This is a genomic window from Peribacillus sp. FSL M8-0224 (assembly GCF_038003055.1).
GTDB classification, from domain to species: Bacteria; Bacillota; Bacilli; order Bacillales; family DSM-1321; genus Peribacillus; species Peribacillus frigoritolerans.
In genome coordinates this window covers 4,851,841-4,863,730 of the sequence record NZ_JBBOOJ010000001.1, presented here as the reverse complement: position 1 = coordinate 4,863,730, position 11,890 = coordinate 4,851,841, and the positions used below count along the sequence as shown (strand labels likewise).

Below are 11,890 nucleotides of genomic sequence, written 5' to 3'. Positions count from 1 at the left end.
CATTTGAAATGGAGGAATACGAGCTATGGCAAAGAAAATGCCTGATATCGGCGATTATAAATATGGCTTTGCGGATAAAGATGTTTCCATCTTCCGTTCAAAGCGTGGTCTGACAAAAGAAATCGTGGAAGAAATTTCTCGAATGAAGGATGAACCGAAATGGATGCTTGATTTCCGTTTGAAATCATTGGAGCATTTTTACAACATGCCAATGCCTCAATGGGGCGGCGACATGCAAAGCCTGAACTTTGATGAAATCACATACTATGTTAAGCCATCAGAGAAATCAGAGAAATCTTGGGATGAAGTTCCTGATGAAATCAAACAGACTTTTGATAAATTGGGAATTCCTGAAGCCGAACAAAAATACCTTGCCGGTGTATCTGCCCAATATGAATCTGAAGTGGTTTACCATAGCATGAAAGAAGAATTGGAAGACTTGGGTATCGTGTTTAAAGATACGGACTCAGCACTTCGTGAAAATGAAGATATCTTCCGTGAGCATTTCGGGAAAACGATCCCGCCTACTGACAATAAATTCTCTGCATTGAACTCGGCAGTTTGGTCAGGTGGATCATTCATCTATGTACCAAAAGGCGTTAAAGTGGATACTCCGCTTCAAGCTTATTTCCGGATCAACTCTGAAAACATGGGGCAATTCGAACGTACGCTAATCATTGTTGATGAAGGCGCATCCGTTCACTATGTAGAAGGTTGTACAGCTCCTGTTTATACAACTAACTCCCTTCATAGTGCGGTTGTTGAAATTGTAATCAAGAAAGATGCTTACTGCCGTTACACGACGATCCAAAACTGGGCAAACAACGTGTTTAACCTGGTTACGAAACGTGCGGTTTGTGACGCTAATGCAACAATGGAATGGATTGATGGTAACATCGGTTCCAAATTGACAATGAAATATCCTGCTGTCATCTTAAAAGGTGAAGGCGCTCGCGGTATGACATTATCGATTGCCATTGCAGGAAAAGGCCAACACCAAGACGCTGGAGCGAAAATGATTCACCTAGCGCCAAATACATCTTCAACGATTGTATCTAAATCAATTTCTAAACAGGGCGGTAAAGTAACATACCGTGGTATCGTTCATTTTGGACGTAAAGCGGATGGAGCTCGTTCCAACATTGAATGTGATACATTAATCATGGATAATCAGTCTACATCTGATACGATCCCTTACAATGAAATCTTGAATGATAACATTTCCCTTGAACACGAAGCGAAGGTTTCCAAAGTATCTGAAGAACAATTGTTCTACTTGATGAGCCGCGGAATTTCTGAGCAAGAAGCAACGGAAATGATCGTAATGGGCTTCATCGAACCATTTACAAAAGAACTTCCAATGGAATATGCGGTTGAAATGAACCGTCTGATCAAGTTCGAAATGGAAGGCTCCATCGGATAATGACCGACTGGCCTGCCTGTAAGGCGATTTAGAATAACCATTCATACAAAAGCCTGCCGGGTCTGACTGGCAGGCTTTTTGTTTTGAAATTCACACCCTTATACGAAAGATTAGATATGGCTCAATAAGGGTAAAAAATAATAAAGGAAGAAGTCAGGAAATGGTCCTGTCCCAAAGGAGTGATGATGCAGATGATTTATGTTGGTGTGACCGGTTGGGGTGATCATGATAGTTTATATGGCGGTGTGTCCCAACGTGATAAACTCAAAGAGTACGGGGCTCATTTTCCCATTGTGGAGGTGGATGCCTCATTCTATGCAGTCCAGCCAAAGAGGAACAGTGAAAAGTGGGTATCCGAGACGCCAGCATCCTTCCAGTTTGTCGTTAAAGCCTACCAAGGGATGACAGGACATCAACGTGGGGAAATCCCATTTGAAAGTAAGAAGGAGATGTTCAAGGCGTTTTGCGACTCACTGGAAGCATATCGGAAGTCCGGCAAGCTCGCGATGGTCTTATTTCAGTTTCCGCCATGGTTTGATTGTAAACGTGAAAATGTGAATTACCTGCGATGGTGCAAAGCTGAAATGGGCGATATCCCAGTTGCCATAGAGTTCCGGAATCAAAGCTGGTACAGGCCCAACGTAGTCCAGCAAACTTTGGATTTTATCGAAAAGGAAGGCTGGATCCATACTGTATGCGATGAGCCGCAGGCTGGAGAGGGATCCATTCCTGTCGTTCTGCATGCCACCGATAAAGATAAAACCCTGGTGCGCTTTCATGGCCGTAACCTGCATGGTTGGCAAAGGCCTGCTTCGGGGGATAATTGGCGTGAGGTCAGGTACCTATATCGATATAATCATCAGGAATTGACTGAATGGGTGGAGAAAATCAGGATATTGGAAAAGGAATCCAAGGAGTTATATGTCCTGTTCAATAATAACTCAGGCGGGGATGCCGCTGATAATGCCAAACAAATGATTGAGTTGCTTGGTATAGAATATGAAGGGCTGGCTCCTAAGCAGCTTGGTTTGTTTTAAGAGGAATTATATAATGAATAATGAAATGATGTGACAAGCTAGTAGAGGTATATCCTCACAAACAGGTAAAGGCGGATTTTTTCATGGTATGGTTAGTATTAGTGGGTATTGGATTATTAGCGGGATCAATCGGCGCTCTTGTCGGTCTGGGCGGGGGCATCATCATCGTGCCTTCCCTTTTATATTTAGGTACATCTACAAATATTATCGATGAGCTGACTCCACAGGTCGCCGTTGGTGTTTCAACCGTAATCATGATTTTTACCGGCTTATCTTCCACTCTATCTTATTTAAAACATAAGGTGGTGGATTATAAGGCCGGCTTAATCTTTTTTATTGGCAGTGCACCTGGTGGAATAATGGGGGCCTATGTGAATAAAAACCTTAACGCCGAAGCTTTTTCATTGTACTTTGGAATTTTCATGGTTTTCATGGCCATCGTGTTATTAGTGAAAAATCGTTTGAAGCCCATGCTTTTCAAGCCTGGAAAAGGGAAAATAGTGAAAACGTATAAAACCGAAAATGGACATTTATTTTCCTATGGTTACCACCCCCTGTTAGCTGTATTGATTTCTTTTGTCGTGGGATTCAGCTCCGGGTTATTTGGAATTGGCGGCGGAGCCTTAATGGTACCCGTCATGATGCTTCTTTTCTTCTTCCCTCCGCATATGGCTGTAGCGACTTCGATGTTCATGGTATTTCTATCTTCCATCACTAATTCGATTACGCATATTTCCCTTGGAAATGTAAATTGGCCATATGCTTTTGCCCTGATTCCGGGTGCGTGGTTCGGTGCTAAAATGGGTGCATTCATAAATACGCGCCTAAAGAGTGCGTCGCTGGAAAATATGTTGAAAATAGTGCTGATAATCATTGGTTTACGTCTTATATACCAAGGCATTACAGGATAAACGAGGAGGAAAAATGATGTCAGAAATCATTCATTTATATCACACCAATGATCTCCATAGTCATTTTGAGAATTGGCCTCGTATTGATAAGTTTCTTAAAGAAAGAAGACAACTTCATCAAGAAACGGGAGAAGAAGCGATCATATTGGATATAGGCGATCATGTGGACCGCTGGCATCCATATACAGAAGGTACGTTGGGTAAAGGAAATATTGAACTGCTTAATGAAGCGGGCTACCAATATGTGACCATCGGCAATAATGAAGGGATCACTTTACCTCATGATGCGTTGGACTCCTTATATGATCATGCAAGGTTCAAGGTCTTGGCAGCCAATATTTATTACGGTGATAATGAAAGGCCGGAATGGGCGCTTCCATTTTGGATACATACAACGGTAAAAGGCACCAAAATCGCGATGATAGGTTTGACAGCCTTTTTTCAAAAGTTTTATTCTGCGATGGGCTGGGAAATAGCGGAACCATTCATGGAGTTAAAGGCACAGCTCGAAAGGGTCAAAACAGAGGCGGATGTAATCATCATCCTTTCCCACCTGGGCATCCATGATGATGAGAGAATGGCAAGGGACTTTCCGGAGATTGACATTATACTTGGCGCGCATACCCACCACATCCTCCACCAAGGTAAATTGATCAATGACACACTCCTTTGCGGGGCAGGGAAATATGGTTTCTTTGTTGGACAGGTGGAAATGACCGTCAATCAGGAAAAGAAAATTAGCCAGAAGAGAGCCATTCTTTATGATACCAATGACTTTTTGGAATTGGAGAATGAACGGTCATGGATTGAAGAAATATACCAGGCAGGAGGGAAAACGCTAAAACAGGTTGCAGTGGACTTACCGATGGCACTGGATAATGATTGGTTCAAACGAAGTCCTTTGACGGAAATCCTTGGGGAGGCCCTAAGGGAGTGGAGTCAGGCGGATTGTTCCTTTTTGAATGCAGGTCTTCTGCTCGAAGGGCTTCCGAAGGGACCTGTCACAAAAGGGGATATTCACAGAATCTGCCCACATCCGATCAATCCTTGCGTCGTTGAAGTCGATGGGAATGAATTAAAGGAAATCTTAATGCAATCGAGAAATGAAGAGTGGCCTCATATTCCGGTGAAAGGTTTCGGTTTCCGCGGAAAAATCATGGGAGTCATGCATTATGATCAAATTGAATTTAACGAAATGGAGAATGGAATCGTAAAAGGGATCCTTATAAAAGGAGAGAAACTGCAGGCGGATAAGTCCTATAAATTGGCAATACCTGATATGTTCACGTTCGGGCACTTCTTTCCAAGTATCCATCGCTCCAATCGCAAGGAATACTTACTGCCGGAATTCTTACGGGATATCCTTTTATGGAAGCTGAAAAAAATATACACTAATCCCTGATACGAAATCACGGTTTTGCCCTTTTTTTCATAAAGTATGGGGAAGGAAGGGGCGAAACCAATTGATTAACATGATCCCAATAATTCTTGATAATCATACATTCCTAGCCATTTCTGTCCGACTGCCGAAAACGAATTTACTTGCTGTCGCGTCCGAAAAAGGGTATATAATGTGCGGTGCGTTGGATGTTGGACTGCTGAACGATAAATTGAGAGATCGTAAAATCCTTGCAGGGAGGGCCACAGGAGTTAAATCGATTGAAGAGTTATTGGAAGCGCCGCTTGAATCAGTTACCTGGGAGGCTGTGGAAAAGGGCATACATCCAGGAATGATTGGTAAAGAGGCATTAATCAAAATGATTTGAAAAGGCGGGCTTTCTTTCTTCCGGAGGGGGCCTTATTTTTTTATCAAAGTAAATGCTGATATTTTTTCAATAAATATGTTCTAACAGATTCATTTATCAAAATATGTTCCGATAAAGCTTATAAAGGAAAGAATCGGTTTGAATTACAAATATTGAATGGGGAAACGGAGTACAAGTATGAGGCTAGCTATTACAAAGTCCCTAAGTCCTGGTGCAAGGCTCGGTAAAAACATCTATAATGAGCGGGGCCATATCCTATTGTGCGAGGGTCTTACATTAACGCAGAAGATGATCAATCGACTGGTTTCCCTTAATATTCCCTTTGTTTACATTCAAGATTCCAGGACGGATGACATTATTCCGAAGCCCCCAGTTTCCGGGAAACTTAGAAGAGAAGCCATTAATACGATTGAAACCACTTTCCTGGACATGAAAAATAAAATGAACCTGGATGGATCATTCACGATAGAGCAGGCTAACGTCAAATTAACTCAAATAGTCCGGAACATCATGGGCGAGCTGAAAAGGAATAAAGAGCTAATGACTTTATTGGCCGACGTTTATACATACGATGACTATATCTTCACACATTCCTTCAATGTGACCTTATATACCTTGGCGATCGGGTTGGAATTGAATATCAAAAATAAGAACCTCGAAATTCTTGGGCTTGGAGCGATTTTACATGATGTCGGCAAAATGCTCGTGCCTTTGGAAGTCCTCCGGAAACCCGGTAAGCTGACGGAAAAGGAGTTTGAACAAATCCAAAAACATGCCGATTACGGATTTCATCTAATTAAAAATGTTCATACCGTTTCACTTTTAGTTGCGAATTGTGCCTATCAGCATCATGAAAGGTTAGATGGATCTGGATATCCCCGTGGGATAAAAGGGGATGAAATCCATTATTTTGGCAAGATCATTGCTGTTGCCGATGTGTTTGATGCCGTTACTTCCAATCGGGTTTACCGTAAGGCCATGCTGCCGCATCAGGGATTGGAAGTCCTTTATGCCGGAGTCGGGAAAAAGTTCGACAATACGATCATCGAGGCTTTCCGGAGGGCGGTTGCCATTTATCCCAATGGTTTATCCGTCGAATTGAATGATGGGAGGAAAGGGGTAGTATCCTCTCAAAATGAAGGGATAGGAAACCGCCCCATGATAAGGATACTTGAAGAAGATGGCGAGCAGATAAAAGAGCCCTACGAAGTGGACTTGAATAAAAACCTGCATTTGCTCATCATGAAATGTCTCGATATACAAGAACCAGCCTAACCTCAAGGATAAGCTGGTTTTTTCATTCCTTGTTTTCCTTCATGATGGCAGGTGCAACCGAACCATTTCCGTTACTGAAATAACTTGGAACATCACCTTCGATCAGCAGGCTTCCGACGGTCACTTCCTGGCTCACCTTTGTCTCCTTCGTGAAAGAGGGGATGACGATTTGAATATTGACATCAAAGTCCACAATCAATTCATAATAAACATTATTGATGCCTGCGTTTGTCAGTTTTGTCCTCAAATCCGATTCAACATTCCCGATGACTGACATTTTCACTGGGATTTCAGGTCCGTAATTGGAAAGGAGGTTATTCCCGGTTACGACACCAAATGGTATATAATACACCACACTTTTATATTGTTCATCATTTATTTTGGCTGAACCTGTTTTAAAAGGGTTTCCCTGTTTGATGCCAAGCTTCTTTTGAATATCCTTCGTGATGTTAGCCCGCAATTCACTATATATGACTGGATTGAAGCTATAGGAAGAACTGGAGTCATCACCACCCTTGGTGTTGGTGATGATTTTGTTCATGTCAACCTTGGCTATATTCTCATCAACCGATTCATGAATCGTTTCGGTTGCAATCCGTTTGATTTCATATTCCGCTACACTCATGATCACGGGTTCGATCGATTTGTCCACGTACCAAAGAGTCATGATGCTTGATATGATGAACAGGATAAATGAATAGAGAAATACTTTTCGGGTGGGAAGAGGCCCCTTTTTTCGGAATTTCTTCGTTCGAAATCTTTTTCGGAACACGCTTTAGCCCCCTTTACTAATAACTATGCATCAAGTTCAGGGGTTTATGTTCGAATCAAAAAAAAGCAGCGTAAAATTCACGCCGCTCACTATTTCTTTTTGGCCAGATCTTTCCTTTCCCACAATTTTAAATAGGGGTAAGGGTCAAAGCTCCATTCTGTGATTCCGTTGTCTTTGTACATTCCGTAATGAAGGTGAGGAGGGAATTTTCCGGAAGTTCCTGGAGGGCCATAGCCTGTACTGCCGACACCCCCGATGACTTGTCCGGGCTCAACGATTTGTCCGACTTTCAACCCTTTGGCGAAGCCGCTTAAATGGGCAAAGTAATGATAGGTATTATTTAAATCCCGTATCCCGATCCTCCAACCTCCGAATTTATTCCAGCCTTTCATTTCAATGATTCCATAGCTCGTGGAACGAACGGGAAGGCTATAATCCGCAAAAATATCAGTGCCTTCATGGATTCTCCTTCCGCCCCATCCGCGAGCGCTTCCCCATGTATTCAAGTACGTATAATGAGTCCGTACTGGAACCGGGAAGGCTTTTTCATGCAGGTCCAACCGGCCGTATTTCTTATAAATCTCGGCATTGCCGATAATGATGCTGACGGCTTTATCGCGTTTATAATAATCCCACAAGCCGATTCGGATATTATCTTCATCTGCACCATATGCCTGGAGATGCTTCGAAAAAGCATACAATCGATCGGTATCATTAGTGATATCCGCTTTGCCATCACCATTGCCATCCTGGCCCAACCCATCAAAAAATGTGATCGTGAGCGGGTTCACATCGTTTAAGTCAGGATTGAGAGCCCCGCTCCATTTTGAAGGCTCGATGTGGATGCCTATAAAACCCTTTGACGGCTCTAAATCCCTTCGTGCAGCCCTTAGGCTGTGCTCATATTGATCTGCTCCAGCAAGGTAATACCACGGGATTTGGAGGGCAGCCTCCATATTTTTATATAGCGCCATTCTCCCGGCATAAACATCAGGGGCATCGGCAGCATTGGCGACTTGGCCTGGTGCCAAGATAAACAAACAAGTTATCGTTAGAAGGAATAATTTTTTCAACGGGGCAGGCTCCTTTCATGATATTCTCCGTTATTAAAAGACATCAGTCCATCCATCTTTTATAGTTTTGCTGATTTGGCAATAAACATGAAAAATAAATAATGGGAAACCAACTATAACTTGTATAAATGCTTTTTTATTGTTAAAGTAGGGTGTGTTAATTTCTATAGAATGGAGTGGCATTTTCATGTCTTCTACAAATAAAGAAATTCTTCGAAAACCAGATTGGTTGAAAATAAAGCTTAATACTAACGAAAATTACCTCGGTTTAAAAAATATGATGCGCGAGAAAAATCTTCATACTGTCTGTGAAGAGGCAAAATGTCCGAATATTCACGAATGCTGGGCAGTGAGAAGGACGGCTACTTTCATGATTCTAGGTGAAATCTGTACAAGGGCTTGCCGTTTCTGTGCAGTAACAACCGGACGTCCGAATGAATTGGACTGGGCTGAGCCGGAGCGTGTTGCCGATTCCGTTGTTTTGATGAATTTAAAGCATGTCGTCATTACAGCTGTTGCCCGTGATGATTTAAAGGATGGAGGCGCTGAAGTTTTCGCTGAAACGGTCCGTGCCATCCGCCGCAAAAATCCATTTACATCAATTGAAGTATTGCCGTCTGATATGGGCGGGGTGTTTGAAAATATCAAGACTTTGATGGATGCTAAACCGGATATCCTGAACCATAATATAGAGACTGTCAGAAGTTTATCGGACCGTGTACGGGCTCAGGCCAAGTATGATCGTTCATTGGAGCTTCTAAGAAGAGCCAAGGAACTGTATCCGGAAATACCGACAAAGTCCAGTTTAATGGTAGGTCTGGGTGAAACGCGGGAGGAAATCCTTGAGACCATGGATGACCTAAGGGCCAATAATGTGGATATCATGACAATCGGTCAGTATTTGCAGCCGACTAAAAAGCATTTAAAAGTGCTGAAATACTACACGCCTGAAGAATTTGCCGAACTGAAAGAACGTGCATTGGAAAAAGGATTCAGCCATTGTGAATCAGGTCCGCTTGTCCGTTCATCCTACCATGCGGATGAACAGGTTAATGCTGCGGCAAAACATAAGCAAAACAAAGGTGAAGAATTATTGAAATAGAGTGAAATAAAGGACCGAAAAAATTCGGTCCTTTTGTATTCAACGGTTATCCATTTTTTGATGGATGTTATCATGATGATCTCTTTTATCGTTGACCATTTCACCGTTTTCATTTTCTTCGCCACTCATTTTGTATCCTTGAGGCGACTTCAGCATTCTCTTGATGGTTTGTTCAATCGTATAGTCAATCCCTCTGCTGCCGGATTTCACTGTAGCGAAATTCTCGACATCCTGGGCAAGGTTTTGATAATCATCACTGACATAGACATGATAGTAGCGAGGCACGACGGACATGGCAGTACGTTTAACCTGGTCTGCGGTTTCCGTCCGATCCTTTGCATTGGTATCATATACGACAAGCACTTCCTCATCAGTAACGAGGGTAGCGGCATCATTGACATTTGGAATCTGAACACTCAGTTTAGAAATGACATCAGAAAGTTGTTCACGGTCAATTGAAGCAGCTTTGTTTGAAATGTTACGGCCGTCAATGGTTGCACTATTTGTGCGTGTAAAACCGAAATCATCACTTTTATTGTCATTATTACGATAATCCTCATCATAATATTGAGTTGGATTATTTACGTTTGTTGGGTTACCGGCATTGTTTTTTGCACCTAGCCCCTTGTCTTCTTCTTTATCAGCACATCCGGTTAGTGCAATAATCGTGCTTAAACCTATCGTTATTATCGTTTTTTTCATCAATAACACCCCCATAACTTTAGGATGAACATATTTCTCTATTTTTCGCTTAGTAATTGATGGGGAATCAGTTATAATTTAAAGAAGGAATGTATATATGAGAGGTGAAAACAATGATTAACATCAATAACATGACCTATGAAATAATCGAGGATGAAAGGGAAGGCTATAACGAAGAAGCCTTTAAAGCCAGATACAGCGAGATTTTAACGAAGTATGATTATATAGTGGGGGATTGGGGTTACGGGCAATTGAGGCTGCGTGGATTTTTTGATGATTCCAATCAGAAAGCGACCTTTGATACGAAAATAAGCACGCTTAGTGAATATTTATATGAATACTGTAATTTTGGCTGTCCTTATTTCGTCGTGAAGAAAATAAAGAAATAAAAAGGCCAGAATTCACTCTGGCCTTCCATGTTAAGAGTTACCATATCCTTTATATGGAGGCTGTTCGTCTTTTTCTGAATCATCATGTGTCGGATGAGCCCCAGGATATTGTCGAGGTATACCCTCATGTAACGATTTATTTTCATAATTAAAGGCACTTTGATATCGTTGCCCTTCCTGCCACGGGGTATTTTTATTCTGAACTGGTTCATCTTTTGCTATGGCTGATCCAAAAGGTCCTTCGGGAAATTCTTCAGGAATTAAATAATCCCTCTGTTTTTCGACATTGGAAAAATCGTGGTATTCTTCTTTGTCCAAGATAATCCCCCCTCATGTAATCGATCTTACACTCAGTAGGTTTCCCGTTTAAGCTAAAAAACTTCAGCACTCAGACGATTTCCATTAAAAAGTGACGAAGTTCTTCGGCTTCCGCTTCCGACAAGTGAAAGGCATGCTCAAGATAGCCTTCCTCTTCCAAATCATCAGGCCCAATAATCGCGAATCGGTTACTCTGCATATTTAAAACAAGCTTCTTTCCATAGAAACGATCGGTTGCCGTAATGGCCAGATCGAATCTTGATTCCTCTCCCATGAAGCTAATGAACCGGGTTTTTGAATCAACGACGTCATTGTATAAATAAAAGCGATCTTCCATAGTATCATTCCCTCCGTATCTTCACATTTGTATTTCCATCATAACAAAGTGACTTCAATAGGGGAACAGACATTTTTCGGGGCTACAGGCTGAAGAACATCGCTTCAGCAATAATGGCATTCATCGATTAAATGAAAATGGCAAGAATATAAATGGAATCGGGGAGTGTACGTCTGGAAATGCACCCCCGTAGAAAAGGCAATGTGTGGTTGAAGGAATTGAGAGTAAGGGAGAAGCTATGGTATTATCAAGGAATAAGGTTGGTTCGGCACAGCGTTTTTGACTATGCCGCTCATTCAACCAATGATTCCCTATATCATCTTAGATCAGAAAGGATCTGGAAAAAATGTACTTTGTAGACCGCCAAAAGATTGAACAAATATTAGGTTTTCTTGAAAAGCAGCTTGGACTTTTTGAGGGGCAGGATAATTGGGATGGAGACCATTCGGAACTTATCGCTGAAAGGCTTATACAAACTTCCATCGATTCCGTGTTGGATGTAGGAAATGCGGTAATTGATGGTTTCATTATGCGTGATCCAGGAAGTTATGAGGATATTATCGATATCCTTCAAGATGAAAAAGTGATTTCAGAAGAAAAAGCGATGCAATTCAAAAAGGTTTTGCCATTAAGGAAAATGCTGGTTCAAGACTTCATTGAAGTGGATCACAAAGAACTGCATGCCGTATTTTCGGAAAATATCGAGGCATTCAAGCAATTCCCTGATTTGGTGAGGAACTATTTAACGAATGAATTGGGACCTGTTTCAGCTTTTAAAAACTAGC

14 protein-coding genes are annotated in these 11,890 nt (G+C 41.9%); 9 read left to right on the top strand and 5 right to left on the bottom strand.

Annotation, left to right across the window (positions count from 1 at the left end; all coding sequences use genetic code 11):
* The first annotated feature begins 25 nt into the window (after window positions 1-25).
* The 6 genes from sufB to MKX49_RS23685 all read left to right on the top strand — a co-directional run bounded on the left by sufB (window position 26) and on the right by MKX49_RS23685 (window position 6,412).
* Window positions 26-1,423: a Fe-S cluster assembly protein SufB gene (gene sufB / locus MKX49_RS23710; protein ID WP_323596210.1), complete on the top strand. Its 1,398-nt coding sequence runs from the start codon at window positions 26-28 to the stop codon at window positions 1,421-1,423.
* 191 nt (window positions 1,424-1,614) lie between these two features.
* Complete coding sequence (locus MKX49_RS23705) at window positions 1,615-2,460, top strand: DUF72 domain-containing protein (protein ID WP_340878040.1); 846 nt, start codon at window positions 1,615-1,617, stop codon at window positions 2,458-2,460.
* A gap of 83 nt (window positions 2,461-2,543) precedes the next feature.
* Window positions 2,544-3,371 carry a sulfite exporter TauE/SafE family protein gene (locus tag MKX49_RS23700; RefSeq protein ID WP_340878039.1) on the top strand — a complete coding sequence of 276 codons (828 nt, stop codon included), beginning with the start codon at window positions 2,544-2,546 and terminating at the stop codon, window positions 3,369-3,371.
* 16 nt (window positions 3,372-3,387) lie between these two features.
* Window positions 3,388-4,773 carry a bifunctional metallophosphatase/5'-nucleotidase gene (locus tag MKX49_RS23695; protein ID WP_340878038.1) on the top strand — a complete coding sequence of 462 codons (1,386 nt, stop codon included), beginning with the start codon at window positions 3,388-3,390 and terminating at the stop codon, window positions 4,771-4,773.
* Between the two features lie 61 nt (window positions 4,774-4,834).
* Complete coding sequence (locus MKX49_RS23690) at window positions 4,835-5,137, top strand: YunC family protein (protein WP_034310161.1); 303 nt, start codon at window positions 4,835-4,837, stop codon at window positions 5,135-5,137.
* A 177-nt stretch (window positions 5,138-5,314) separates the two neighbouring features.
* The gene (locus tag MKX49_RS23685) at window positions 5,315-6,412 is read left to right on the top strand and encodes an HD-GYP domain-containing protein (RefSeq protein ID WP_340878037.1); all 1,098 of its coding nucleotides are present in this window, start codon (window positions 5,315-5,317) and stop codon (window positions 6,410-6,412) included.
* Between the two features lie 22 nt (window positions 6,413-6,434).
* Here the strand turns inward: MKX49_RS23685 and yunB are convergent, their stop codons facing one another.
* Together yunB and MKX49_RS23675 are read right to left on the bottom strand one after the other, a co-directional pair.
* On the bottom strand, window positions 6,435-7,184 hold the full coding sequence (gene yunB, locus MKX49_RS23680) for a sporulation protein YunB (protein WP_048688241.1): 750 nt from the start codon (window positions 7,182-7,184) through the stop codon (window positions 6,435-6,437).
* Window positions 7,185-7,273: 89 nt separating this feature from the next.
* Window positions 7,274-8,257, bottom strand: coding sequence for a M23 family metallopeptidase (locus MKX49_RS23675; RefSeq protein ID WP_048688244.1), 984 nt, complete (start codon window positions 8,255-8,257; stop codon window positions 7,274-7,276).
* Window positions 8,258-8,444: 187 nt separating this feature from the next.
* On the opposite strand from MKX49_RS23675, the gene lipA reads away from it, so the two are divergent.
* Complete coding sequence (lipA, locus tag MKX49_RS23670) at window positions 8,445-9,359, top strand: lipoyl synthase (protein WP_048688246.1); 915 nt, start codon at window positions 8,445-8,447, stop codon at window positions 9,357-9,359.
* A gap of 39 nt (window positions 9,360-9,398) precedes the next feature.
* Here lipA and MKX49_RS23665 read toward each other — a convergent pair whose 3' ends face one another.
* On the bottom strand, window positions 9,399-10,061 hold the full coding sequence (locus MKX49_RS23665; protein ID WP_340878036.1) for a YhcN/YlaJ family sporulation lipoprotein: 663 nt from the start codon (window positions 10,059-10,061) through the stop codon (window positions 9,399-9,401).
* A gap of 113 nt (window positions 10,062-10,174) precedes the next feature.
* Here MKX49_RS23665 and MKX49_RS23660 point away from each other — a divergent pair, with 113 nt between their 5' ends.
* A complete protein-coding gene (locus MKX49_RS23660) occupies window positions 10,175-10,450 on the top strand; it encodes a YutD family protein (RefSeq protein WP_034310177.1) in 276 nt (91 codons plus the stop codon).
* 30 nt (window positions 10,451-10,480) lie between these two features.
* Here the strand turns inward: MKX49_RS23660 and MKX49_RS23655 are convergent, their stop codons facing one another.
* Window positions 10,481-10,768 (bottom strand): cytosolic protein, encoded by a 288-nt coding sequence (locus MKX49_RS23655; protein WP_134782572.1) that lies wholly within the window; start codon window positions 10,766-10,768, stop codon window positions 10,481-10,483.
* A 70-nt stretch (window positions 10,769-10,838) separates the two neighbouring features.
* Entirely contained in the window at window positions 10,839-11,105 is a 267-nt protein-coding gene (locus MKX49_RS23650) for a DUF3055 domain-containing protein (protein ID WP_340878034.1), read from the bottom strand.
* Window positions 11,106-11,451: 346 nt separating this feature from the next.
* On the opposite strand from MKX49_RS23650, the gene MKX49_RS23645 reads away from it, so the two are divergent.
* Entirely contained in the window at window positions 11,452-11,889 is a 438-nt protein-coding gene (locus MKX49_RS23645) for a DUF86 domain-containing protein (protein WP_048688255.1), read from the top strand.
* Window position 11,890 lies beyond the last annotated feature (1 nt).

What these genes read in the sequence shown, in the direction of transcription:
- sufB (WP_323596210.1), top strand. Translation starts at nt 26, where the DNA reads ATGGCAAAGAAAATGCCTGATATCGGCGATTATAAATATGGCTTTGCG.
- MKX49_RS23705 (WP_340878040.1), top strand. Translation starts at nt 1,615, where the DNA reads ATGATTTATGTTGGTGTGACCGGTTGGGGTGATCATGATAGTTTATAT.
- MKX49_RS23700 (WP_340878039.1), top strand. Translation starts at nt 2,544, where the DNA reads ATGGTATGGTTAGTATTAGTGGGTATTGGATTATTAGCGGGATCAATC.
- MKX49_RS23695 (WP_340878038.1), top strand. Translation starts at nt 3,388, where the DNA reads ATGTCAGAAATCATTCATTTATATCACACCAATGATCTCCATAGTCAT.
- MKX49_RS23685 (WP_340878037.1), top strand. Translation starts at nt 5,315, where the DNA reads ATGAGGCTAGCTATTACAAAGTCCCTAAGTCCTGGTGCAAGGCTCGGT.
- lipA (WP_048688246.1), top strand. Translation starts at nt 8,445, where the DNA reads ATGTCTTCTACAAATAAAGAAATTCTTCGAAAACCAGATTGGTTGAAA.
- MKX49_RS23665 (WP_340878036.1), bottom strand. Translation starts at nt 10,061, where the DNA reads ATGAAAAAAACGATAATAACGATAGGTTTAAGCACGATTATTGCACTA.
- MKX49_RS23660 (WP_034310177.1), top strand. Translation starts at nt 10,175, where the DNA reads ATGATTAACATCAATAACATGACCTATGAAATAATCGAGGATGAAAGG.
- MKX49_RS23650 (WP_340878034.1), bottom strand. Translation starts at nt 11,105, where the DNA reads ATGGAAGATCGCTTTTATTTATACAATGACGTCGTTGATTCAAAAACC.
- MKX49_RS23645 (WP_048688255.1), top strand. Translation starts at nt 11,452, where the DNA reads ATGTACTTTGTAGACCGCCAAAAGATTGAACAAATATTAGGTTTTCTT.